26 protein-coding genes are annotated in these 21,601 nt (G+C 66.3%); 9 read left to right on the forward strand and 17 right to left on the reverse strand.

Features of this window, described 5'->3' with window-relative positions:
• Positions 1–285 precede the first annotated feature (285 nt).
• From BVE01S_RS10055 to BVE01S_RS10070, 4 genes are all read right to left on the reverse strand, one after another.
• Positions 286–486 carry a hypothetical protein gene (locus tag BVE01S_RS10055; RefSeq protein ID WP_066627018.1) on the reverse strand — a complete coding sequence of 67 codons (201 nt, stop codon included), beginning with the start codon at positions 484–486 and terminating at the stop codon, positions 286–288.
• Between the two features lie 54 nt (positions 487–540).
• Positions 541–831: a DUF167 domain-containing protein gene (locus tag BVE01S_RS10060; protein ID WP_066627021.1), complete on the reverse strand. Its 291-nt coding sequence runs from the start codon at positions 829–831 to the stop codon at positions 541–543.
• A 76-nt stretch (positions 832–907) separates the two neighbouring features.
• Positions 908–1,837: an electron transfer flavoprotein subunit alpha/FixB family protein gene (locus BVE01S_RS10065; protein WP_066627023.1), complete on the reverse strand. Its 930-nt coding sequence runs from the start codon at positions 1,835–1,837 to the stop codon at positions 908–910.
• Between the two features lies 1 nt (position 1,838).
• Positions 1,839–2,603, reverse strand: coding sequence for an electron transfer flavoprotein subunit beta/FixA family protein (locus BVE01S_RS10070; RefSeq protein WP_066627024.1), 765 nt, complete (start codon positions 2,601–2,603; stop codon positions 1,839–1,841).
• A gap of 116 nt (positions 2,604–2,719) precedes the next feature.
• Between BVE01S_RS10070 and BVE01S_RS10075 the strand changes: the two genes are divergently transcribed.
• Positions 2,720–3,064, forward strand: coding sequence for a hypothetical protein (locus BVE01S_RS10075; RefSeq protein WP_055755047.1), 345 nt, complete (start codon positions 2,720–2,722; stop codon positions 3,062–3,064).
• Positions 3,065–3,074: 10 nt separating this feature from the next.
• On the opposite strand, the gene BVE01S_RS10080 is transcribed toward BVE01S_RS10075, so the two are convergent.
• Entirely contained in the window at positions 3,075–3,647 is a 573-nt protein-coding gene (locus BVE01S_RS10080; protein ID WP_039246607.1) for a cob(I)yrinic acid a,c-diamide adenosyltransferase, read from the reverse strand.
• Positions 3,648–3,649: 2 nt separating this feature from the next.
• Positions 3,650–3,853, reverse strand: coding sequence for a twin transmembrane helix small protein (locus BVE01S_RS10085; RefSeq protein WP_055755048.1), 204 nt, complete (start codon positions 3,851–3,853; stop codon positions 3,650–3,652).
• Positions 3,854–4,010: 157 nt separating this feature from the next.
• Here BVE01S_RS10085 and BVE01S_RS10090 point away from each other — a divergent pair, with 157 nt between their 5' ends.
• Positions 4,011–5,165 carry a hypothetical protein gene (locus tag BVE01S_RS10090; RefSeq protein WP_066627027.1) on the forward strand — a complete coding sequence of 385 codons (1,155 nt, stop codon included), beginning with the start codon at positions 4,011–4,013 and terminating at the stop codon, positions 5,163–5,165.
• 7 nt (positions 5,166–5,172) lie between these two features.
• On the opposite strand, the gene polA is transcribed toward BVE01S_RS10090, so the two are convergent.
• The 5 genes from polA to BVE01S_RS10115 all read right to left on the reverse strand — a co-directional run bounded on the left by polA (position 5,173) and on the right by BVE01S_RS10115 (position 9,842).
• Positions 5,173–8,085, reverse strand: a complete 2,913-nt coding sequence (gene polA, locus BVE01S_RS10095; RefSeq protein ID WP_066627368.1) for a DNA polymerase I — start codon at positions 8,083–8,085, stop codon at positions 5,173–5,175.
• 37 nt (positions 8,086–8,122) lie between these two features.
• Positions 8,123–8,740, reverse strand: coding sequence for a DUF6655 family protein (locus tag BVE01S_RS10100; protein ID WP_017505427.1), 618 nt, complete (start codon positions 8,738–8,740; stop codon positions 8,123–8,125).
• Positions 8,740–9,180, reverse strand: coding sequence for a VOC family protein (locus BVE01S_RS10105; RefSeq protein WP_066627029.1), 441 nt, complete (start codon positions 9,178–9,180; stop codon positions 8,740–8,742). The genes BVE01S_RS10100 and BVE01S_RS10105 overlap by 1 nt, the downstream gene beginning before the upstream one ends.
• A gap of 81 nt (positions 9,181–9,261) precedes the next feature.
• Positions 9,262–9,501 carry a zinc-finger domain-containing protein gene (locus BVE01S_RS10110; RefSeq protein WP_017505425.1) on the reverse strand — a complete coding sequence of 80 codons (240 nt, stop codon included), beginning with the start codon at positions 9,499–9,501 and terminating at the stop codon, positions 9,262–9,264.
• A gap of 56 nt (positions 9,502–9,557) precedes the next feature.
• A complete protein-coding gene (locus BVE01S_RS10115; RefSeq protein WP_240612035.1) occupies positions 9,558–9,842 on the reverse strand; it encodes a hypothetical protein in 285 nt (94 codons plus the stop codon).
• A gap of 185 nt (positions 9,843–10,027) precedes the next feature.
• Here BVE01S_RS10115 and BVE01S_RS10120 point away from each other — a divergent pair, with 185 nt between their 5' ends.
• Entirely contained in the window at positions 10,028–11,002 is a 975-nt protein-coding gene (locus BVE01S_RS10120; RefSeq protein WP_066627033.1) for an ABC transporter ATP-binding protein, read from the forward strand.
• Here BVE01S_RS10120 and BVE01S_RS10125 read toward each other — a convergent pair.
• From BVE01S_RS10125 to BVE01S_RS10135, 3 genes are all read right to left on the reverse strand, one after another.
• Positions 10,999–11,880, reverse strand: a complete 882-nt coding sequence (locus BVE01S_RS10125) for an alpha/beta fold hydrolase (RefSeq protein WP_066627036.1) — start codon at positions 11,878–11,880, stop codon at positions 10,999–11,001. The two genes, BVE01S_RS10120 and BVE01S_RS10125, sit on opposite strands and share 4 nt — an antisense overlap.
• Before the next feature lie 63 nt (positions 11,881–11,943).
• On the reverse strand, positions 11,944–12,453 hold the full coding sequence (locus tag BVE01S_RS10130) for a D-glycero-alpha-D-manno-heptose-1,7-bisphosphate 7-phosphatase (RefSeq protein ID WP_066627043.1): 510 nt from the start codon (positions 12,451–12,453) through the stop codon (positions 11,944–11,946).
• A complete protein-coding gene (locus BVE01S_RS10135) occupies positions 12,450–13,526 on the reverse strand; it encodes an AGE family epimerase/isomerase (RefSeq protein WP_066627050.1) in 1,077 nt (358 codons plus the stop codon). The genes BVE01S_RS10130 and BVE01S_RS10135 overlap by 4 nt, the downstream gene beginning before the upstream one ends.
• Before the next feature lie 176 nt (positions 13,527–13,702).
• Between BVE01S_RS10135 and BVE01S_RS10140 the strand changes: the two genes are divergently transcribed.
• The 4 genes from BVE01S_RS10140 (at position 13,703) to BVE01S_RS10155 (ending at position 17,369) form a co-directional block, all read left to right on the forward strand.
• The gene (locus BVE01S_RS10140; protein ID WP_066627066.1) at positions 13,703–14,866 is read left to right on the forward strand and encodes a DegT/DnrJ/EryC1/StrS family aminotransferase; all 1,164 of its coding nucleotides are present in this window, start codon (positions 13,703–13,705) and stop codon (positions 14,864–14,866) included.
• 4 nt (positions 14,867–14,870) lie between these two features.
• Entirely contained in the window at positions 14,871–15,803 is a 933-nt protein-coding gene (locus BVE01S_RS10145; protein WP_066627074.1) for a Gfo/Idh/MocA family protein, read from the forward strand.
• A gap of 47 nt (positions 15,804–15,850) precedes the next feature.
• A complete protein-coding gene (locus BVE01S_RS10150; protein WP_066627081.1) occupies positions 15,851–16,354 on the forward strand; it encodes a hypothetical protein in 504 nt (167 codons plus the stop codon).
• A 217-nt stretch (positions 16,355–16,571) separates the two neighbouring features.
• Positions 16,572–17,369: an exodeoxyribonuclease III gene (locus tag BVE01S_RS10155; protein WP_066627084.1), complete on the forward strand. Its 798-nt coding sequence runs from the start codon at positions 16,572–16,574 to the stop codon at positions 17,367–17,369.
• A gap of 3 nt (positions 17,370–17,372) precedes the next feature.
• Here BVE01S_RS10155 and yczR read toward each other — a convergent pair whose 3' ends face one another.
• A complete protein-coding gene (gene yczR / locus BVE01S_RS10160; RefSeq protein WP_306301765.1) occupies positions 17,373–18,872 on the reverse strand; it encodes a MocR-like transcription factor YczR in 1,500 nt (499 codons plus the stop codon).
• Between the two features lie 11 nt (positions 18,873–18,883).
• On the opposite strand from yczR, the gene yczE reads away from it, so the two are divergent.
• Positions 18,884–19,483 carry a membrane protein YczE gene (gene yczE, locus BVE01S_RS10165; RefSeq protein WP_066627089.1) on the forward strand — a complete coding sequence of 200 codons (600 nt, stop codon included), beginning with the start codon at positions 18,884–18,886 and terminating at the stop codon, positions 19,481–19,483.
• Between the two features lie 5 nt (positions 19,484–19,488).
• On the opposite strand, the gene BVE01S_RS10170 is transcribed toward yczE, so the two are convergent.
• On the reverse strand, positions 19,489–20,175 hold the full coding sequence (locus BVE01S_RS10170) for a response regulator transcription factor (protein WP_066627096.1): 687 nt from the start codon (positions 20,173–20,175) through the stop codon (positions 19,489–19,491).
• 65 nt (positions 20,176–20,240) lie between these two features.
• Entirely contained in the window at positions 20,241–20,957 is a 717-nt protein-coding gene (locus tag BVE01S_RS10175) for a YggS family pyridoxal phosphate-dependent enzyme (RefSeq protein WP_066627098.1), read from the reverse strand.
• Here BVE01S_RS10175 and BVE01S_RS10180 point away from each other — a divergent pair.
• On the forward strand, positions 20,956–21,600 hold the full coding sequence (locus BVE01S_RS10180) for a thiamine phosphate synthase (RefSeq protein ID WP_205678553.1): 645 nt from the start codon (positions 20,956–20,958) through the stop codon (positions 21,598–21,600). The genes BVE01S_RS10175 and BVE01S_RS10180 overlap by 2 nt on opposite strands.
• The last annotated feature ends 1 nt before the right edge of the window (position 21,601 follow it).

The raw sequence follows: 21,601 nt of genomic DNA on the forward strand, positions 1-21,601 counted from the left end.
GAAAACCCGTCGGCGATTCGATTGGAGCGCGGAACCTAGTGAAACCAACCGATGAAAGCAAGAAGTTTTTCGCCTCTTTCTTCCGTGGGACCGTGAGGACCTAAACCCCCGCGGCCCCGTCGGCCGGCCCGTTTCCGAGCGAGGCGGCTCTATACGGACCACCCTCTTTGTCAGCAAGCGGATTCTGATGATGCGGGGGAAGTTTCTCACAGACTCATGATCGTCGATCAGGAATCGTATTCCTCGAGGCTATTCGAAGCCCGTAAATACTGGCGTTTCGCCTTCTCAGGCCCCGCCGAGACGCGACATCAGTTCCGGATCCTGCTCGGAGGCCACGACCTCGTCGTCGAAGGCGCGTTGGGCATCCGCCTCGTCCGCAAAGGTCGCCGGCTCTGACAGCCGCAGGCTTGAAACCTCGTAGACATCGTCCTTCTGCTCGAGCGTGACGCCGCTGCGGGCGTGGAGGATGCGGGCGTCCATGGTCATTGGGCTGGTCTCCTGTTCCGATGCAGAACGCACCAATCGGCCGGATGGCTCTCCTCAATCGCCAGAAAGACCGTCTACGAGGCGCGAGCGCAGCTCTTCGTCATCCAGTCCCTGCACGACGATCATTTTCGAGCGCGACTGTCCGCCGCGTCCCACGCTGATCGACGACTTCGGCACGCCAAGGCTTTTGGCCAGGAGCCGGATCAGGGCGTCGTTGGCCTCTCCCTCGATCGGACGGGCGCGGACGCGCACCTTGAGCACGGGTCGTCCCTCGGCGTCGGTCGCCCAGCCATCAATGCGATCGGCCGCAGCGCCGGGCTGCAGCCTTATGGGCAAGTTCGCCATGTGGTCCTCTGCGGGCAAGAAAAAGGGCGCGGCTCCGATCGGCGCCGCGCCCTCTTCAGATGGATTCGACCTGGGCCTAGCCCAAGGCGGCCATCAGTTCCGGCACCACCGTCTTGTAGTCGCCGACCAGACCATAGTCCGCGACCTGGAAGATCGGGGCGTCCGCGTCCTTGTTGATGGCGACGATGGTCTTGGAGTCCTTCATCCCGGCCAGGTGCTGAATCGCGCCCGAGATGCCGATGGCGATGTAGAGCGCCGGGGCGACCACCTTGCCGGTCTGACCGACCTGATAGTCGTTGGGCGCATAGCCGGCGTCGACCGCCGCGCGCGAGGCGCCGATGGCGGCCCCCAGCTTGTCGGCGAGCGGCTCCATCACGGCATGGAACTCGTCCGCCGAGCCCAGGGCGCGACCGCCCGAGACGATGATCTTGGCGGCGCCCAGTTCGGGCCGGTCCGACTTGACCATTTCCTCGGACACGAAGGCCGTCTTGGGCGCATCGGCGCCGGCGACGCTCTCGACCGGCGCCGAACCGCCCTCAGCCGCGGCGGCGAAGGCGGTCGGGCGCACCGTGATCATCTTCTTGGCGTCGGCCGACTGGATCGTCTCCAGCGCATTGCCGGCATAGATGGGGCGCACGAAGGTATCGGCCGACACCACCTCGATGATGTCCGAAATCGGCGCGACGTCCAGCTTGGCGGCCAGACGCGGGGCGAAGTTCTTTCCGTCCGTGGTCGCAGGCGTCAGGATGGCGTCGTAGCCCCCGGCCAACGGCAGGACGGTCGCCTCGACCGCCTCAGCCAGCATCTTGCCCAGACCGGCGCTATCAGCCAGCAGCACCTTGCGGACGCCCGCGATCTTGGCGGCGCTATCGGCGGCGGCCTGCGCCCCCTGCCCCAGAACCAGGACATCCACATCGGACGAGAGGCCCAGCGCGGCGGTCACGGTCTTGTGGGTGGTGTCGCGAACGGTCGAACCGTCGTGATCGGCGATGACGAGGACAGCCATATTACAGCGCTCCCGCAGACTTGAGCTTGGAAACCAGTTCGGCCGCATCGGCCACCTTGACGCCGGCCGACCGTTTGGGCGGCTCGGTGACCTTGATGACCTTCAGACGGTCGGCGACATCGACGCCGTAGTCGGCGACCGCCTTCATGGCGATCTCCTTCTTCTTGGCCTTCATGATGTTCGGCAAGGAGGCGTAGCGCGGCGTATTCAGCCGCAGATCCACCGTCACCACCGCCGGCAGTTCGGCGGCGATCGTCTGCAGGCCGCCATCGACCTCGCGCGTGACCGTGGCTTTTCCGCCGTCGATCGCCAGCTTGCCGGCGAAGGTCGCCTGGGGCCAGTCCAGCAGGGCGGCCAGCATCTGACCCACCGCATTGTTGTCGCCGTCGATCGACTGTTTGCCCATCAGGACCAGGTCGGGCTTTTCTTGCTCGACCACCGCCTTCAGCAGCTTGGCGACCGCCAGCGGCTCAAGATCCGTGTCCGACTGGATCAGCAGCCCCCGATCCGCGCCCATGGCCAGCGCCGTGCGGATGGTTTCCTGCGCCTGGGTCACACCGATGGAGACCACGACGATTTCCGTCGCGGTGCCGGCGGCATGGTGTTCCTTGCCTTCCTTCAGACGAACCGCCTCTTCGACGGCGATCTCGTCGAAGGGGTTCATGCTCATCTTGACGTTGGCCAGATCGACGCCCGACTGATCCGCCTTGACGCGGGCCTTGACGTTATAGTCGATCACCCGTTTGACGGGGACGAGTACCTTCATGGGTCTATCCGTGAAATCGCCTGAATGTGTGGGCAGGACATGGAGCGGTCGCGAAGGCCTGTCAACGTAACGTGGGGTCAAGCTGTGGCTTCGATCCCTATCCAACGGACCACGAGATGAAGCGTTTCCTGACCTTTCCCCGCCTGGCGATGATCTTCTTCGGCTTGTTCGGCATCACGGTCGTCGGGATTTTTGCCTTGCAGGACTATTGGGTCGCGCCCGGCAAACGCTGCGAGGCGGCGGGCAAATGGTACGACATGGAAAGCCGCATCTGCGCCCAGCCTATCTCCATCGCCCAGATCACCGGCCGCCCCAATGGCGTGTCTCGCGCCGAGGCTTCGGCCGAGAAGAACCGGGAGCTGGTTCGCATCGAACAGGACCTCGCCGCGCAGAGCCGCGCCCGCGCCGCAGAGGCCGAGCGTCAGAAAGCCGCACTGGCGGCGGCGCGTCCCGCCGCCTGACCGGTTTCGCCTAACGGGTCGCGCCGGGCTTCCATTTGATGTCGCTGGCGCCGTTGGCGTTGGCGCGTCGCGCGGCGACGAACAGATGGTCGGACAGGCGGTTCAGATATTTGACCGCTTCGACATTCACGGCCTCGCCGTTTTCGATCAGGCGCACCGCCTCGCGTTCGGCCCGTCGGCAGACGGTGCGCGCGACATGCAGATGGGCCGACAACGGCGCGCCGCCCGGCAGGATGAAGCTGTCGAGCGCCTTCAGGCTCTCGTTCATCCAGTCGATTTCCTGCTCAAGGCGCGCAACCTGACTCTCGACGATGCGCAAGGCCTCCCAGGCCGGCGGCGGGTCCAGAGGCGTGGCCAGATCGGCGCCCAGGTCGAACAGCTCATTCTGGATCCGGCCCAGCATGGCGTCGATCCGGTCGTTCTGGCCGCTGTTCAGCCGGGCGACCCCGATCACCGCGTTCAGCTCATCCACCGCGCCATAGGCCTCGACCCGAGCATCGCTCTTGGACACAGGCGCGCCAGACGCCAGACGCGTGCGACCGTCGTCGCCCGTGCGGGTGTAGATTTTGTTCAGCGTCACCATGATCAGGCTCCCTGCGTCGCCTTCCACATCATGCCGACGACCAGCAGGATGACGGCGACCGCCTGAAGCCCGACGCGCAGACGCATCAGCTTGTTGGAATGGCTGCGCGCATAGTCCCCGCCCCGGAACAGCGAATAGAGGCCGAAGCCCAAGGTGATCGTCACGGCCAGGATCGCGAGGATGATCAAAATGTCGAAAATCTGCATGCCGTCGTTCTAGACCCGGATCGCCGTCACGCGCCAGCGCAGCGCTCAAAGCCATTGTCCGGCGCGCAGGATCGAACGGCAGAAATTCGCCAATCGCAGATATTTTATTTCCCGAGCTAAGCCATTTGGTGACGATTGTTGGCGTAACGTCAGCGCCATGACTGATCGCGCCGTCCGCAACCTGGAGCACCTCAAGAGCTCGGCCTCCACAGCTCGCGTGCTGAATCTGCTGCGCGTGTGGGAGGAGAACGGCGACAGCGCGCCCGACGGCGCCGTGCGCAATCCCGACTGGGCTGCGCGTCCGATCTTCCGTACGGCGGCGCTGAACCGCGCCCTGATCATCAAACATCGTCTGCGGCGCAACGAGACCGATCTGTTCACCGGCCGACGCCAGGTCGCGACCAAGGTCGTCATCCCCATCGACGATGCGGACCTGAAGACCGGCGGCCGATACGTCTTCGTCAATCAGATCGGCTTTGAGCGGATGATGATGGAGGCGTTCGGCGTCGCGCCCAACCACCCCGATATCGAAACCCTGCGCCTGATCGACAAACTGCCGTCGCTGGACCCCTTTTTGCTGCGTGAGCAGTTGCGTCGCGGCGGCCTAGACCCCTCGCCCTGCTACTTCTCGATCAGCGACAGTGATCTTCAGCGCATGCTGGCCTTCGTCCGCAGCGAGATCGAGCCGCTGGTGACGCTTAGCCTGGGCGCGGATACGGTAGCCGTGAATTCGGATTCCGCCGGGCGGATGGCGTCCAAGATTCTGTCGAACACGCCCGGCGATCAGCTGGACGCCCTGCGACTGACCCTGCGCCTGGCGCCCGAACAGTATCAGGAGGGCGTCTTCTGCTGGAAAGGCTTCCTCTATTACAAGTGGACGCTCGCCGCCCTGCTGGGCGAGGTCGCCGGCGTCGCCGAGGCCGTGCGCACCATCAAGCCCGTCGGCAAGGTCGATCACGCCGCTAAAGAATATCTGGCGCGCAGCCGCGATGTCCTGCGCGGCCGCATCATCAAGACGTGCGACGAAGTCAGCAGAACCCTGCGCGTCTATGACGACGCCTACGCCAAATTGACCCAGGAAGGCCGCCCTATCGCGTTCCGTGACTTCCTGCTGGACGCCCCGTCCATGTTCGCAAAGCTGGGCGACCAGCTGGGCGCCGTCCAGCACATCGTCAGCTACTGGCGCTTCCGCTTCGGCCCCTCCGCCGCTCCGGTGAACGTCGAGGAGCTGATGGACATCTTCATGGACTTCGAAACCGGCCTGCTCGGCCGTGGCGAACTGCCCGACGACATCGGAATGATCGCCGCCTAGCCCGATCCTAGTGCGCCGCGTCCCAGTTCGACGCCGCGCGGGCATCCACTACGAGGGGTACGGTCAGGGCCACGGCTGGGTCCGACGCGTTTTCCATCACGCGTTTGATGACGGCGATGGCGCGGTCGGCCTCGGCTTCCGGCGCCTCGAACACCAGTTCGTCGTGGACCTGAAGCAACATGCGCGTGCTGAGGCCGGCCTCGGTCAGGGCGGCGGGCATGCGGATCATGGCGCGGCGGATGATGTCGGCGGCCGCGCCCTGGATCGGGGCGTTGATGGCGGCGCGCTCGCCGAACTGGCGCTCGGCGCCGGACTTGGAATGGATGGCCGGGATGTGGATTCGGCGGCCGAAGACGGTCGAGACGAAGCCGGTCTGGCGCACCTCGGCCTTGGTCTTGTCCATATAGGCGCGAATGCCCGGGAACCGTTCGAAATAGGTCTTGATATAGGCCCCCGCCTCGCCCTGATCGATGCCCAGCTGGTTGGCGAGGCCGAAGGCCGAAATGCCGTAGACGATGCCGAAGTTGATCGCCTTGGCGCGGCGCCGCGTCTCGGACGGCATGCCCTCGACCGGCACGCCGAACATCTCCGAGGCCGTCGCCGCGTGAATATCCAGCCCCGCCTTGAAGGCGCGCTTCAGTTCGGGAATGTCGCCGATATGGGCCAAAAGACGCAGCTCGATCTGGCTGTAGTCGGCGCTGATCAGAACATTGCCGGGCGCGGCGATGAAGGCCTGGCGGATCTCGCGGCCCGTCTCGGTGCGGATCGGGATGTTCTGCAGGTTGGGATCGCTGGACGCCAGACGGCCCGTGGTGGCGGCGGCCAGCTGATAGCTGGTGTGGACGCGGTCCGTCTTGGGATCGGCGGCCGCGGTCAAGGCGTCCGTATAGGTGCCCTTCAGCTTCGACAGCTGGCGCCAGTCCAGGATCGCGCGCGGCAGATCGTGGCTGAGCGCCAGTTCCTCCAACACGCTGGCGTCGGTGCCCCACTGGCCCGAGGCGGTCTTCTTGCCGCCCGGCAGGTTCAGTTCGCCGAACAGTATCTCGCCGATCTGGCGCGGCGAGCCGATGTTGAAGGGGCGCCCGGCGATCTCATGGGCCTGGGCCTCCAGCTCGGCCATACGTAGGCCGAACTCGCTGGACAGCCGCTTCAGCCGGTCGGGATCGATGCGAACCCCGTTCAGCTCCATGTCCGCCAGCACCGTCGGCATGCCGCGCTCCAGCGTCTCATAGACGGTGGACAGGCCTTCACGCGCCAGACGGGGTTTCAGAATACGCCACAGCCGCAGCGTCACATCCGCATCCTCGGCGGCATATTCCGAGGCGGGTTTCAGCGCGACGTGCTTGAAGGATTTCTGGCTCTTGCCAGTACCCGCCACGCTCTTAAACGGGATCGGCTCGTGGCCCAGGTGCAGGCGCGCCAGCTCGTCCATGCCGTGCCCGTGCAGTCCGCCCTCCAGCACATAGGAGATCAGCATCGTGTCGTCATAGGGCGCGACGCGGATGTCCCGACGCGCCATGACGGCGATGTCGTATTTGGCGTTCTGAAGCACTTTCAGGACCGACGGGTCTTCCAGCAGCGTCTTCAGCTTGGCCAGGGTCGTAGGCTTGTCCAGCTGATGGATCGGCTCGGGCGCCTCGCCCGTTTCGCCAAATAGTCCGCCCTCGCCGGACTGCGGCTCGTGCTCGTGCGTCAGGGGGATGTAGCAGGCCTCGTTCGGCCCCACCGCCAACGACACGCCGCACAGACCCGCGTGGGTCGCCGACAGCGTATCGGTCTCGGTGTCGAAGCCGACGACGCCGACCTCGGTCGCGCGCGCGATCCAGCGATCCAGCGCCTCTTCAGTCTGAACGCATTCGTAGGCTGCGTGATCGAAGGTCTGGACCTCGGCGGGGCCTTCGACGACCTGGCCGTAGCGAGGGGTCGCGACCGGCGCGTTCAGGTTCGGCGCGCGCTTGGGCGCAAAGGCGGAAACGTCGCTGGGCCCGGCCTTGCCGTCGCCCACGCGGCGCTGCAGCGAGCGGAACTCCATCGTCTCCAAAAAGGCCGACAGGATCGCAGGATCGGGATCGCGCACGGCGAAATCGTCGATCGCCTCGGGCGCCGGCGCATCGCAGGTCAGGCGCACCAGCTCACGCGACAGCCGGATCTGGTCGGCGAAGTCGATCAGAGTCTGACGGCGCTTGGGCTGTTTGATCTCACCGGCATTGGCCAGCAGGGTGTCCAGATCGCCGTATTCGTCCAGCAGCTGCGCCGCCGTCTTCGGTCCGATGCCTGGCGCGCCGGGGACGTTGTCCACGCTGTCGCCGATCAGGGCCTGCAGATCGACCATCTTCTCAGGCGCAACCCCGAACTTTTCGAAGACCTCAGGCTCGGCCAGACGCCGGTCCTTCATTGGATCCCACATCACGACGCCGCCGCCGATCAGCTGCATCAAATCCTTGTCCGACGAGACGATCACCGCCTCCCCGCCCGCATCGCGCGCCTTGCAGGCGTAGGTCGCGATCAGGTCGTCGGCCTCGTAGCCGGGCAGTTCGACGCAATGGACGCCGAACGCCGCCGTCGCTTCGCGCACCAGCGGAAACTGCGGGACCAGATCCTCGGGCGGCGGCGGACGATGGGCCTTGTACTGATCGTACAGGGTGTTTCGGAACGTCTTTTCCGAATGGTCGAAGATGGCCACCAGATGGGTGGGGCCATCGGCGCCCTTCATGTCCTTCAGCAGCTTCCACAACATGTTGCAGTAGCCCTGGACCGCGCCGACCGGCAGGCCGTCGGACTTTCTCGTTAATGGCGGCAGGGCGTGATAGGCGCGAAAGATGTAGGCCGAGGCGTCGATCATCCACAGACGCAGCGCAGGGCCGTCCTGCGTCATCTGGCGTTCGGTCTCTGGATTTTCGGGCGCAGTCGTCTCGGTCATGGCCGGAACATAGGGCTCCAACGCCCCCGCGTCAGCGTCAGAATTCGGTCCAGCTCGATCCCGGATCGCGTTGACCCGGCTGGGCCTGCTGCTGGCCCCAGGACACGACCATGAAAGCCTTGTGGCTGCGGATACGATAGGTGCCGATCATCGGCACCACCGCGCCCAGCGGCGCACCGGTCTTGGCTTCGTAGAGGAAGCCGGAAAACTCGGCGACCCCGACCCGGTCCCGGTGGCTGTAGACCGATAGTTCCGGCAGGGAGACGACGTTGAAGGTCTCGTTGATCGGGATCCGCATCTCGGGGATGCCGAAGACGCGCCGCATCTGCTCCAGCGACAGGGCGCCGGCGCGGATCTCGAACACGGCGTTCGCCTCGTCCTTGTTGCGGGCCAGGCTGAAACCGGCGTCCGAGATCGCGCCGCGTATCGCGCTGACGGCGTAGCGGGTGCCCTCGCCCTGGAAATAGGCGTCGTCGATGAAGACCGAAGCGCCCGTCGGCAGCGGCAGGACCAGCCCCTCGACCGCCCGGTCCGAGGCGCGCGCCAAGAGCAGCTGCTCCGTCGCCGTGCGGCCGGTGTTGCTTTCGGTGGTCGAGGCGCAGGCCGACAGCACGACCGCCGCAACCGTCAGCAGAGCCGCCGTCCGGGCCGTCATCACCAGGCGCCGACGTTCGGCATGGAGGCCCAGGGCTCGGCCGGCGCCAGCGGCGCGCCTTCCTGAAGCAGTTCGATGGAGATGCCGTCGGGCGAGCGGACGAAGGCCATGTTGCCGTCGCGCGGCGGACGGTTGATCGTCACCCCGCCGTCCATCAGCGTCTGGCAGGCGGCGTAGATGTCATCGACCTTATAGGCCAGGTGACCGAAGTTGCGGCCGCCCTGATACTCTTCCGGATCCCAGTTGAAGGTCAGCTCGACCTCGGGGCAGCGTTCCGCCGCCGACTGTTCCAGATTCTTGGGCGCTACGAGAAACACGAGCGTGAACCGGCCCGCCTCGTTCTCGGTGCGGCGCACCTCCTGCAGACCCAGAAGGTCGCAATAGAAGTGCAGCGAGGCGTCGATGTCCTTTACCCGGACCATGGTGTGCAGATAGCGCAAGGCTCGTCTCCGTCCGAACAGCGTGTCAGCCGTCTATAGACCCAACCGCCGCAACACCGCGACTGAACTGAGGTTACGGTCTCAGTGGGCCTCGGGTGCGCGGGCGGCGGGGCTCAGATATTCGTTCTCGTCGTGGGCCTGGGCCGACAGGACGAAACGCCGGTCGCAATAGCCGCACTCGATGAAGTCGTCCTCGCCCATGTCCATATAGACCAGCGGATGGCCCAGGGCCCCGCCGCCGCCGTCGCAGGCCACGCGTTTGGTCGAGACGACGATCTCTTCGGGCGGCGGGATGATGGCGTCGGAATGGCGGGGAGGCATGGTCCGGTCCGGGTCTGAAAGGCTTGCGCGCTTCCTAGGCGGCGCAGGCCGGAAGGTCAAACCTCAGCGGTCCGGCGACCCAGCAGCCGGTTCAGCATCGCCTTGCGCTTCTTAAACAGGGTCAGGCCCAGACAGGCCGCGCCGACCCACAGACCGATCTCGCCGATCAGCAACAGGGCGGCGCCGGCGATGGCGGCATGCGTCATTTCTATCTGATCGGTCTTGCCCGCCAGCAGCGCCAGTCCTCCACCGACATATCCGATGGCGCAGACAGCCATGGCGACGAAGCCGATCAGGCGGGTGCGGGTCAGGGGCGTCCTGGCTTTTTTAATGGGGGTCACGGCGTTCTCCATCAAGTTCGGTTGTCTTTATGACAAGCAAGCTAGACATGTTGATTGATGACGTCAAGCATCATTGACACATGGACAGGTCTGCTTGTCGGATGGCGTCGGCGAGACAGGTTGGCGATTGCGGTCACTCGCCCTACCTATGCCGCTCGCCGTCCCGTCCGAGTGAATAGCCGACCATGTCAGAGACCCCCGCCCTGCCCGACAACGCCATCGCGGTGCGGGGACTGAAGAAGACCTATGCCGGGTCCAAGAAGGCCGCTCCCAAGACGGCCCTGCGTGGCGTCGATCTGGTCATTCCGCGCGGCTCCGTCTTCGGCCTGCTTGGCCCGAACGGGGCGGGCAAGTCGACACTGATCAACATCCTGGCCGGCGTGGTGAAGAAGTCCGAGGGCTCGGTGACCATCTGGGGCCGCGACATCGACAAGGAGCCGCGCGACGCCGCCGCCGCCCTGGGCGTCGTGCCGCAGGAGATCGTCGCCGACGTCTTCTTCACCCCGCGCGAATCGCTGGAGGTGCAAGCGGGCTTTTACGGCGTGCCTAAGGACGAGCGCCGGTCCGACGAACTGCTTGCCGCGCTCGGCCTGTCGGACAAGGCCAACGCCTATGTCCGTGCCCTGTCCGGCGGTATGAAGCGCCGGCTGATGGTGGCCAAGGCCTTGGTCCACAATCCGCCCATCCTGATCCTGGACGAGCCGACGGCCGGCGTGGACGTCGAACTGCGTCGCCAGCTGTGGGCCTACGTCCGCCGCATCAACGAGGAGGGGGTGACCATCGTCCTGACCACCCACTATCTCGAAGAAGCGCAGGAGCTTTGCGACACCATCGCCATCGTCAACCGGGGCGAGGTGGTGGCCTGCGAGCCCACGCCGCAGCTTCTGCGCCGTCTGGACAGCCGCAATGTCGTTGTGACCCCTGAAACGCCCCAGGCGACGCCGCCGGTGCTGGCCGGTTTCGAGGTTACGCCTCGTCCGGGCGGCGCCTTCGCGGTCGCCTATAAAAAGGGGCAGTCTTCGGTCGAGCTGGTCATCAACGCCGTGCGCGCCGCCGGCGTCACCATCGCCGACATCACCACCGAAGATCCGGATTTGGAGGACGTCTTCCTAGCCCTGACCTACGGCGACACGTCGCGGGTCGATCCGACCAGGGACTAATCGACCTCGGCTAGGAATTCGAAGATCGCGGCCTTGGCCTCGGCCTCGTCCAACATGGGCGCGTGGCCGATGCCGGGAACCTCGACATAGGCCATGGTCGGGGCCGCCTTCTTCATCCGCGCGGCGATGTCGGCGCTCAGCAGATCCGAGGCAGCGCCCCGCACCAGCAGCGTCGGCTTCTTCTTCGCGAGGCGTCGGAACATGGGCCACAGGTTCGGGACCAGCGCCTTGGCGCCCGCCGCTCGGATCGGCACGGCGATGTCCGGATCGTAGTCCAGCGCGATCTCGCCGTCGGGCTGCTGGCGGAAAATGCGCCGGGCGAAGGCGTCCCAGTCCGCATCCGTATAGTGCGGGAACGCCACCGCATTGATCCGCTTCGCATAGGCCGCCGCATCGGCCCAGGAGCCGATCTCGACCGGCTGGCCGCTGTAGGCGGCGATGCGCGCCAGACCTTCCGGCGCCACCTCCGGCCCGATGTCGTTCAGGATCGCGGCGACCACCGCCTTGGACCGCATCGCCGTCAGCGCCATGGTGATCAGCCCGCCCATCGAGGTGCCGACGAAGACCGCTTTATCGATCCCGGCCTGCTCCATCAGGGCCAGCACGTCGCGCGCATAGACGTCGGGCATATAGGTCATGGCGTCGGGCGCACGGTCCGACAGGCCACGTCCACGCACATCCACGGCCAGCACCCGACGCCCGCTCTGAGCCAAAAGCGGCGCGATGGCTTCGAAATCGGCGCTGTTGCGGGTCAGGCCATGGATGGCGATCACCGGCGGCCGCGCGACGCCGGGACCGGGCGCATAATCACGCGCAAAGAGCGTGAGCCCATCCGGCGAGGTCCAGCGGCGTTCAACGAATGGATAGGGCGCGCTCATTGGCGATGTCCTCCGATTTTGGATCAGAGTAATTCACCAGCCGAGGAAATGCGACGCCCGGTCTTAAAGACCCACCACATCGCGCACGAAAGAGTCCAGATCGCCGCCTTCGAAGAGATAGCCCGCCACCCCGGCCCGCTCTCCGGCCTGCAGATCGCGCGTCTGATCGCCTATGATGAAGGACTGAGCCGGGTCCAGATGGTGCTGGGCGATAGCGCGCAGCAACATGCCCGGATTGGGCTTGCGATCAGGGTGATCAGGATGGCGATAGCGCGCCTCGATCGCCTCGGGATGGAAGGGCGCGGAATAGACGGCGTCGATGATCGCCCCCTCTTCGGCCAATCGCGCGACCAGCAGATCGTTGAAGGCGTTCATCGTCTCTTCGCTGAACAGGCCTCGCGCCACGCCCGACTGGTTCGTCACGATCACGGTGCGATAGCCGGCCTTGTTCATCCGCCGCACCGCCGCCGCCGCGCCGGGGATCAGCTTCAAATCCTCGGGCCGATGCGGATAACCGCTGTCCTCGATCAGCACCCCGTCCCGATCCAGAAAGGCGGCGGGCCGGCCGGTCATGCGTCGCTCCGAAGCAATTCCGAAAAGGCGGTCATCAGGTGATAGAGGCTGGACGCCGGCGCCGCTTCATCGTGCGAGCGGCAGTCGGCGTCGTAGCTGTCCACCCATAGGCCCGGCACGGCGGTCGCCAGATGCGTGTCGAACACGGCGGCGATCAGTGCCGAAACGCCGGTGTCGCCAAAACTCAACCCTGTGCGAATGGCCTCGGTCTGGGACCACAGACGCCGCCCGCCATCCAGCACCTCTCCCGCCGGGCCGATCTCACGGATGGCGAACCCGTCGCGATAACCGCGTGCTGTCGCTCGGCGATGCAGCGCCGTGGCCAGATCTGAATCGTCCCCACTCTGTTGTAACAGCCAGGCCCATTCTTCGAGGTGGCCCGGCTCGATCACATAACCTGTCGCTGGATCGGCGGACCAATCCTCGGTGAAATATTCGCGGATCGCGCCGTCGATCAGGAAGCGGTGTTTGCACAGGTCCAGCGACACCCGCGCCGCCGCTTCGAACGCTGGGTCGGGCGCAATCGCCTGCCAGGCCAGCATGGCCTCCAGCATATGCATGTGGGGATTTTGACGCCGCGGCAGGCGTGGCGGCAGCGCCTCTTCCCATCCCCCATGCGAAGACGCCATCAACCGATCGATCGCAGCCAGCGTCTCCACCGCCAGAGGCCGCGCTCGCGCATCACCCAGGACGCGGTGCGCCGCCGCGAGCGCGAACAGAACGAAGGCCAAATCATAGAGATCAGGCGTCTCATCGACCACAACGCCGTCGTCATCGGTTGCCGAGACCCAAAGGCCGTCGTAACGTCGGCGACTGGATATCAGTTGATCCAGCCCGGCCTGGGCCACCGCACGGCCCTGCGCCCATCCCAAGGCGGCCGCTTCGCAAAACACATAGACCTGACGCGCCTGAACCCGCGTGCGACGACGAAGACCGGTCACCGGCCGGCCATCGAAATCCAGCTGCTCGAAGAAGCGCCCCTGCGCATCCACGCCCCGCTCAGCCCACAGCGGCAGGGCATGGTCGAACAGCCAGTTCGAAACCCTGGTCCGGGCGGCGGAAAGCTTCGTCATGGCGCTGGCTTAGGACGCAAGCCGACGGGCGCCAAGACCTGTGTGCGGTAGCAAAGGGCAACGCGATGTGACGCCGCGCGATTTGGCCCGCGCGCCCGATCTTGCTAGGACGACCCGACATTCGCGGCCCGCCTGTCCGGCCGCCGCCCCCGATTCCCCCGTGGAGAGCGTCCCCCATGATCCCCTTCATCGACCTTCAGGCCCAGCGCCAGCGCCTCGGCGGCAAGATCGAGGCCGCCGTTCAGGAAGCCGTTGTCGGCGGCGCCTGGGTCATGGGTCCGCAGGTCCGCCAGTTCGAGGCCGACCTCGCCGCCTTCGGTCAGGCCAAACACGCCTTGGGCTGCGGCAACGGCACCGACGCCCTGATCCTGCCGTTGATCGCCTGGGGCGTTCGCACCGGCGACGCCGTCTTCTGCCCCAGCTTCACCTTCACGGCCACGGCCGAGGTCGTGCCGTGGCTGGGCGCCTCGCCCGTGTTCGTGGACGTCGACGCCCACACCTACAATATGGACCCGGCCAAGCTTGAGGCGGCCATCGAAGCGGTCAAGGCCGAAGGTCGCCTGACGCCCAAGGTGGTCATCGCCGTCGATCTGTTTGGTCAGCCGGCCGACTATCCCGCCATCCGCGCTATCTGCGACCGCCACGGGCTCAAGCTGATCTCGGATTCGGCGCAGGGCTTCGGATGCACCCTGAACGGCGACCATCCGCTGAAGTGGGCCGATGTCACCACGACCAGCTTCTTCCCGGCCAAGCCTTTGGGCTGCTACGGCGACGGCGGGGCGGTGCTGACAGACGACGACGATCTGGCTCAGGAAATGGATTCCCTTCGCGTGCACGGCAAGGTCGTCGCCAAGGACCTGGAGGCCGGCGCCGCCGCCTTCGCCCACGACCCCAAATATCTGGCCATGCGCATCGGCATGAACAGCCGGCTGGACACCATCCAGGCCGCCATCCTGATCGAGAAGCTGAAGGTCTTCGGTCAGGAGATCGAGTGGCGCAACCGGATCGCCGCCCGCTACAACGAACGCCTCGCACCCCATGTCTCGGCCGTGCCCCACGTCATCGACGGCGGCGTTTCCATCTGGGCGCAATACACGATCGAGCATGAGGATCGCGACGGGCTGGCCGCGCACCTGAAGGATCGCGGCGTGCCCACCGCCGTCTATTATCCGGTGCCGATGCACATGCAGCCGGCCTATCAGCGCTTCCCGCAGGGCGCGGGTGGCCTGCCGGTTACCGAACGGCTGAGGAACCGGGTCCTCAGCCTGCCGATGCACGCCGATCTGGACGAGGCGACCCAGGACAAGGTCGTCGCCGCCGTCGCCAGCTACAAGGGCTAAGCCGATGCCGAACACCCCCGCCCTCAAGATCGGCGTCGCCGGCGTCGGCGTCATGGGCCGCAACCATGCGCGCGTCGCCTCCGAGATGCGCGAGTTCGACCTGACCACCGTCTTCGATCCCGATGCGGTGACGGCCGAGGGAGTCGCCGCCGCCTATGGCGCATCGCCCGTCACGACGGCCCAGGCCTTCGTGGACGCCGGTCTGGACGCCGCCATCGTCGCCACGCCCAACCGGTTCCACGCCGAGATTGGCGTCGCCCTCCTGGAAAAGGGCGTCCACGTCCTTGTCGAAAAGCCGATCGCCGCCAGCGTCGCCGACGCCCAACGCATGATCGATGCGGCCAAGGCCAATGACCGGGTCCTGATGGTCGGTCAGGTCGAGCGCTTCAATCCTGCGGTCGAAACCGTGAAGCGCGCCGTGACTGACGACGACATCATCTCGATCCAGATCACCCGGGTTGGTCCCTTCCCGCCCCGCATGGGCGAGGTCGGCGTGGTCATCGATCTGGCCGTGCACGACATCGACATCATCCGCCACCTGACGGGCTCCGAGATCGTCGAGGTGCAGCCGCAACTGGCCCGCACCCGCGCCGACCGCGAGGACACGGCCCTGCTCCAGTTCCGTCTGGACAGCGGTGTGATCGCCCATATCACCACCAACTGGGTCACCCCCTACAAGACCCGCACGCTGCAGGTCGCGACCAAGACCAAATTCATCGTCGCCGATCTGATCACGCGCCAGGTCACCGAGTATTTCGGCCAGCAGCCGGACGGCTCCTATTCGACCCGGATGCTGAACAACTGGCCGGCCGAACCGCTTAAGAAGGAGCTGGAGGCCTTCGCCCGGGCCATCACGACCGGCGAAACGCCAGCCGTCACCGGTGAAGACGGCCTGCGCAATCTCGAGGTCGCGCTGCGCTGCCTCGGCGAGCACTGATCGGATCAGGCCCCGTTCTCGCCGCAAAACCTGAGGAAGAGAAACGTATGCGCCGTATCACCGCCACCGCTCTCGCCCTGATCGTCGTCGGTTCGGCGGCGGCGCCCGCCCACGCGGACGCCCGCTACCTGGCCTATAATGCATCGGACCGGATCACCCAGGCGCTGACCAAGGGCGTCACCTTGCAGGTGCGGCGCGGTCTGTTCGGGGCGGTGCAGGTCGAGCGTCTGTTCTCCACCACCGCGCGCGGGACAGCAGGCTTCACGCGCGGCGGGCCGGACGCCGCGCGACGCGTCCTGCCCCAGGGCGCCGAGGAAAACGACATCTATGCCATCGATCAGGACGGCGACGGCCGCGGCCTGTCGCGCGCCCTGTGTCCCGGCGCCGACGAGGTCTGGCTGATCATGGGTCGCGTGCGTGCGCCTCGTCCCCTGACCATGCAGGCCGTGGGTCGGTGGTCGGACGGCGCCTATCGGCACTGCGTGACGCTCAGCTACGACTGGCGCGGCGAATGGGCGACAGCCCCGCAGGCGCAAACGCCACGAGACTGATCCGCGTCCAGACTGTTTCATAATGAGCACGCACAAGCGGACAATTGTGACGATTTGACTTTTATATTCGTCAGTGACACTTTGAGCACACGAGCGGCGGCGGCCGTTCTACCGCCCTGGAATATCCCCCTCCCCGGCGGCGAGAGAGACGAACCTCCCAGAGCCCGGCCCGTCGCGGTCGGGCTTTTTTTACGCCGCGCGCCTGCTAGACGGGGGCATGACCCTTCGCCTCGCCACCTGGAACATCAACTCCGTCCGCCTGCGCATCGACCAGGTCGCCCGCTTCGTCGCCGAACGCGCGCCCGATGTCCTGATGCTGCAGGAGATCAAATGCACCACGGACCAGTTCCCACGCGGCGCCTTCGAGGACATGGGCATGCCCCACCTTCGCGTGGCGGGCCAGAAGGGCTGGCACGGCGTCGCCATCGCCAGCCGCCTGCCGCTTGAGGACAGCGACACCTTCCAGGTTTGCAAACTGGGTCATGCGCGCTGCGTCTCGGCCCGCGTGTCCGGCATCGACGTGCAGAACTTCTATATCCCGGCCGGCGGCGACGTTCCGGACCGGGCGCTGAACCCCAAGTTCGACCACAAGATGGACTTCTATGAACAGCTGACCGCGATCGTGGCCAAGCAGGACAAGTCTCGCCCCCTGGTCATGGCCGGCGACTTCAACATTGCACCGGGAGAGGGCGATGTTTGGAACCACCGCTACATGTCCAAGATCGTCAGCCATACGCCGATTGAGGTCGAGACACTGAACCGGCTCCAGGAGACGGGCGGTTTCGCCGATGTGCTGCGCGACCGTTTTCCCGAGCCTCAGAAACTGGCCAGCTGGTGGAGCTATCGCGCCGCCGACTTCCGCAAATCGAATCGCGGTCTGCGCCTGGACCACATCTGGACCTCGCCCGGCCTGACCCCCGCCGTGGTCAAGGACACCGCCCGCATCCACGACGACGTCCGCGAATGGGATCGTCCCAGCGACCACGCGCCGGTCACGGTTGATCTGGACGTCTGATCCTCAATAGACGGCGACCGGCTTGACCGACGCCGGCGCCTTTCGACCCCGGCCGACTTTTCTGGCGGCGCGCCCGAGCCGAACCACCGCCTCGTCCAGCTGGTCTTCCGGCAGGGTGTAGGGCAGGCGCAGGCGGCGTTCGAAGGCGCCGTCGACGCCGAATCGCGGACCGGCGGCGAGGCGCAGGCCTTCGGCCTCGGCCGCGATCGTGAGGGCGGAACTGATCGGCGTGGGCAGGCGCGCCCACAGCGACAGCCCGCCGGCCGGGCGGGGACAGACCCAGTCAGGCAGTTTTTCAGCGAGCCGCGTCCGCAGATGATCCCGCCGGGCGCGCAGGAGAGGCCGGCGCGCCGCCAGGGCCTTGCCGCCGTCGTTCAACAGTTCGACCGCCGCCAGCTGCTCCAGGATCGGAACACCCAGATCGAAGCTGGCGCGACTTTGGGCCAGGCGCTGGATCACCGCCCGGTCAGCGCGGATCCAGCCGATCCGCAAACCGCCCCAGACGCTTTTGGACATCGATCCCAGTCTGACCATCCGCGGCGCATCGACGGCCGAGGCGCTGAGCGCCGGCGGTCCGCTCAAGGTCAGTTCGACCAAGGTCTCGTCCAGCACCAGCAAGGTTTCAGACCCCTTCAGCCCCGCCAGCAGCCGCGCCCGATCCGACGCCCGCATCATGCGCCCGGTCGGATTGTTGTGATCCAGCACCAGATAGGCCATGGCCGCGCCGCTGCTGCGACAGGCCGAGACGAGCCCCTCGACGTCCCAGCCCTCCTCGCCTTCGCCGTCGGGCAAGGCCACCGGCACGGCGCGACCGCCCGCCGCCAGGATGGCGTCGATCGCCTGCGGATAGGTGGGATGGTCGAACACCACCGGGGCGCCGGGCCGCGTCGTCAGGCGCAGCAGATGAACCAGAGCATTGTGGGCGCCGTGGGTGATCAGAATCTGCCCCGACGAGGTCGCCAGGCCGCGCCGCCGGTATCCCGCAGCCACCGCTTCGCGCAGTTCCTCCAGCCCCGCCGTCTCATAACCGTGTCCGGGCAGGTTCGCCGGCAACCGCTCCAGCGCCCGCACATAGGCCGCATGCACATTGGGATCGGCCGGCAACACGGCGGCGGTCAGGTCGATCAGACCGGTCTTGTCCGTTTGCGTCGCCTCATGACGCGGCGAAGGTCCGGTCGGCAGGCTGGTGCGCGCGGCGGCGCCCTGCCCGCCGGTCAGGAATCCGTCATCCCGCAAGCGTCCGTAGGCGGCCGAGACGGTCGTTCGGCTCAGGCCCAGCGCCTGGGCCAGTTCCCGTTCGCCGGGCAAACGCGCCGCCAAGGGCAGTCGGCCATCCAGAATCAGCAGTCGTATCGCGCCTGAGAGCTGCCGATAGGCTGCGCCTGCGCCCGGCGACCGCCAGGCGCCGAGGTGGCGTGTCAGAGAAACAAGACCGATCGACCGCGACGACATGGGGCCAGAATGGCATAACTGGCCCTGTTTTCGATAGCCAGTTTGGCGCATCAGATCGATCTATGACCCGTCGCCTGATCCAGCTCTTCGCCGGCCTTTTTCTCTACGGCCTGTCCATCGCCCTGATCGTCCGCGCCGATCTCGGTCTGGATCCATGGGACGTGCTGAACCAAGGGGTGTTCGAGCGGTTCGCGAAACCCGCCGGTATGAGCTTCGGTCTGGTGGTCAATCTGATCGGTATGGCCGTGCTTCTGCTATGGATCCCCCTACGCCAGAAGCCAGGGATCGGGACCGTCGCCAATGTGTTGGTCATCGGCACGGTCGCCAATTTCGGTTTGGACTGGATCCCGTCCGACCTAGGCCTACCGCTCCGGGCCGGCCTGCTCATCGCCGGCATCGTCCTGAACGGCGTGGCCAGCGGGGCCTATATCGGCGCAGGCCTCGGTCCCGGCCCCCGCGACGGCCTAATGACCGGCATCGTCGCGCGCACAGGCTGGCCGGTGAAATGGGTGCGGACGGCCATTGAACTGACCGTTATCGCCGTCGGCTGGCTCTTGGGTGGTTCGGTCGGAGTGGGCACGTTGCTTTACGCCCTGACCATCGGCCCACTGGTCCACGTCTTCCTGCCGCTGTTCGCAATTCGTCCGAAGGCGGCCGGTTGAACCCGTTAGGGCTGCAGCCGGTATCCGCCCGCGTCGGTCAGCAGCAGACGCGCATGGCCCGGTTCCGGTTCGATCTTCTGGCGCAGGCGATAGATATGGGTTTCCAGCGTATGCGTCGTGACCCCGGCGTTGTAGCCCCAGACCTCGGTCAGCAACTCTTCGCGCGACACCGGCTTGGCCCCGGCGCGATAGAGGTATTTCAGGATATTGGTTTCCTTCTCGGTCAACCGCACCTTCTTGCCCTTTGAGTCCATCAGCACCTTGGCGGCAGGCCGGAACTCGTAGGGGCCAATGGTGAAGACGGCGTCCTCAGATTGTTCATGGCTGCGCAGATGGGCGCGGATGCGCGCCAGCAGCACGGCGAACCGGAAGGGCTTGGTGACATAATCGTTGGCTCCGGCGTCCAGGCCCAGGATGGCGTCGGCGTCCGCCGATTGCGCCGTCAGCATGATGACCGGGGTCGAAACCCCGTCCTTGCGCAACAGGCGACAGGCCTCGCGGCCATCCATGTCGGGCAGATCGACGTCCAACAGGATCAGATCGGCGCGGATCTCGCGCCCCATCCGGACGCCATCGGTCGCGGTCGCGGCCTGCTGGGTCTTGAACTCCTCATGCAGGTTCAGCTGCTCGGCCAAGGCCTCGCGCAGGTCGTCGTCGTCGTCGATGATCAGAATGGTCTTGGGCGTAGGCATGGGACAGACAATGGCGAGGCTTGGCCCCCGCGCCAAGGCTTGGGGGTGCGAATATTCACATCGGGTTACGAGCTAGAGGGCGTTTCGGGTCGATTTCGTTCCCCGAACAAGGCCGTTCCGACCCTGACGTGCGTCGCGCCGCACCGGATGGCGGTCTCATAGTCGCCGCTCATACCCATCGACAGGACCGACAAACCGTTTCGTTCGGCCATGTCCCGCAACATCTGAAAATGCGGCTCTGCGTCCTGATCCGCCGGGGGAATGCACATCAGACCCTCTACCGTCAGCCGATACGTGTCGCGCGCCGCCGCAATCAGGGCGTCGGCGGCATCGGGCAGGACCCCGGCCTTCTGGTCCTCCGCGCCCGTGTTGACCTGGACCAGGACGCGCGGCGATCGGCCGCGCTTTTCGCCCGCCTTCGCCAGGGCGCGCGCCAGCTTTTCGCGGTCCAGGGTTTCCATCACGTCGAACAGAGCGACCGCATCCTCGGCCTTATTGGTCTGCAAGGGGCCGATCAGCCGCAGCTCCAAACCCTGTGCGCCCCCGCGACGATCAGCCCACCGTCCCTGCGCCTCCTGCACCCGGTTCTCGCCGAAGATCCGCTGACCCGTCGCCAAGATGGCGTCGATGGCCTCTGGGGCTTGCGTCTTGGAGACGGCGGTCAGGATCACGTCCGCTGGATCCCGACCGGCCGCATGGCAGGCGGCGTCGATGCGCGCCCGCACCTCGGCGACCCTTTCGGCGATGGACGGGGCGGAAAAAGCGGAGGAAGAAGAGGTCATGATCCTGCCGGCCGGTTACAGCGACGATGCGCGCGCGATCTGGAACGCCGCGACCGCTCTAAACCGCGCCGCCGTCGCTGTCAGCCCGGCCGCCGCAGCCTTGCCGCCGATGCTGTTCTTCACCGACCCGGATCGCACGCCCCGACCGTGGGAGACGGCGGCGCGCCTGCCCGCCGGCTCGGCGGTGATCTATCGCGCCTTCGGCGCCTCCGACGCCGTAGAAACGGGGCATCGGCTTCGGGAAGCGACGGCCGATCGGGGCGTGAAACTGTTGGTCGGGCTGGACCCTGATCTGGCCGAGGCGATCGACGCCGACGGGCTACACCTGCCCGAACGTGCGGTTGAGCAGGCCGCGCGCATTCGCTCGGACCGACCCGACTGGATTTTGACAGCGGCTTGGCACGGCCTATCCCAGCCGCCCGAAGACTTGAACGCCCTGATCCTGTCGCCGGTGTTTCCGGCGGGCGGCGCGTCCGCCGGCAAACCCGCCTGGGGCGTCGCTGCGTTCGAACGGCATGTGAAAGCCGCCGGCCTGCCGGTCTATGCGCTGGGCGGCGTCACGCCAGAAAACGCCGCAACGCTCGCATACACAGGCGCCTGCGGCCTGGCGGCGGTAAGTGCGATCCAGTCAGCGTTTCGCTGAC

Source organism: Brevundimonas vesicularis NBRC 12165 (assembly GCF_001592205.1).
Taxonomy (GTDB): Bacteria; Pseudomonadota; Alphaproteobacteria; order Caulobacterales; family Caulobacteraceae; genus Brevundimonas; species Brevundimonas vesicularis.

Bases quoted from the DNA above. Each gene is read 5' to 3' on its own strand.
- BVE01S_RS10055 (WP_066627018.1), bottom strand. From the start codon at position 486: ATGACCATGGACGCCCGCATCCTCCACGCCCGCAGCGGCGTCACGCTC.
- BVE01S_RS10060 (WP_066627021.1), bottom strand. From the start codon at position 831: ATGGCGAACTTGCCCATAAGGCTGCAGCCCGGCGCTGCGGCCGATCGC.
- BVE01S_RS10065 (WP_066627023.1), bottom strand. From the start codon at position 1,837: ATGGCTGTCCTCGTCATCGCCGATCACGACGGTTCGACCGTTCGCGAC.
- BVE01S_RS10070 (WP_066627024.1), bottom strand. From the start codon at position 2,603: ATGAAGGTACTCGTCCCCGTCAAACGGGTGATCGACTATAACGTCAAG.
- BVE01S_RS10075 (WP_055755047.1), top strand. From the start codon at position 2,720: ATGAAGCGTTTCCTGACCTTTCCCCGCCTGGCGATGATCTTCTTCGGC.
- BVE01S_RS10080 (WP_039246607.1), bottom strand. From the start codon at position 3,647: ATGGTGACGCTGAACAAAATCTACACCCGCACGGGCGACGACGGTCGC.
- BVE01S_RS10085 (WP_055755048.1), bottom strand. From the start codon at position 3,853: ATGCAGATTTTCGACATTTTGATCATCCTCGCGATCCTGGCCGTGACG.
- BVE01S_RS10090 (WP_066627027.1), top strand. From the start codon at position 4,011: ATGACTGATCGCGCCGTCCGCAACCTGGAGCACCTCAAGAGCTCGGCC.
- polA (WP_066627368.1), bottom strand. From the start codon at position 8,085: ATGACCGAGACGACTGCGCCCGAAAATCCAGAGACCGAACGCCAGATG.
- BVE01S_RS10100 (WP_017505427.1), bottom strand. From the start codon at position 8,740: ATGACGGCCCGGACGGCGGCTCTGCTGACGGTTGCGGCGGTCGTGCTG.
- BVE01S_RS10110 (WP_017505425.1), bottom strand. From the start codon at position 9,501: ATGCCTCCCCGCCATTCCGACGCCATCATCCCGCCGCCCGAAGAGATC.
- BVE01S_RS10120 (WP_066627033.1), top strand. From the start codon at position 10,028: ATGTCAGAGACCCCCGCCCTGCCCGACAACGCCATCGCGGTGCGGGGA.
- BVE01S_RS10125 (WP_066627036.1), bottom strand. From the start codon at position 11,880: ATGAGCGCGCCCTATCCATTCGTTGAACGCCGCTGGACCTCGCCGGAT.
- BVE01S_RS10130 (WP_066627043.1), bottom strand. From the start codon at position 12,453: ATGACCGGCCGGCCCGCCGCCTTTCTGGATCGGGACGGGGTGCTGATC.
- BVE01S_RS10135 (WP_066627050.1), bottom strand. From the start codon at position 13,526: ATGACGAAGCTTTCCGCCGCCCGGACCAGGGTTTCGAACTGGCTGTTC.
- BVE01S_RS10140 (WP_066627066.1), top strand. From the start codon at position 13,703: ATGATCCCCTTCATCGACCTTCAGGCCCAGCGCCAGCGCCTCGGCGGC.
- BVE01S_RS10145 (WP_066627074.1), top strand. From the start codon at position 14,871: ATGCCGAACACCCCCGCCCTCAAGATCGGCGTCGCCGGCGTCGGCGTC.
- BVE01S_RS10150 (WP_066627081.1), top strand. From the start codon at position 15,851: ATGCGCCGTATCACCGCCACCGCTCTCGCCCTGATCGTCGTCGGTTCG.
- BVE01S_RS10155 (WP_066627084.1), top strand. From the start codon at position 16,572: ATGACCCTTCGCCTCGCCACCTGGAACATCAACTCCGTCCGCCTGCGC.
- yczR (WP_306301765.1), bottom strand. From the start codon at position 18,872: ATGCGCCAAACTGGCTATCGAAAACAGGGCCAGTTATGCCATTCTGGC.
- yczE (WP_066627089.1), top strand. From the start codon at position 18,884: ATGACCCGTCGCCTGATCCAGCTCTTCGCCGGCCTTTTTCTCTACGGC.
- BVE01S_RS10170 (WP_066627096.1), bottom strand. From the start codon at position 20,175: ATGCCTACGCCCAAGACCATTCTGATCATCGACGACGACGACGACCTG.
- BVE01S_RS10180 (WP_205678553.1), top strand. From the start codon at position 20,956: ATGATCCTGCCGGCCGGTTACAGCGACGATGCGCGCGCGATCTGGAAC.
- BVE01S_RS10175 (WP_066627098.1), bottom strand. From the start codon at position 20,957: ATGACCTCTTCTTCCTCCGCTTTTTCCGCCCCGTCCATCGCCGAAAGG.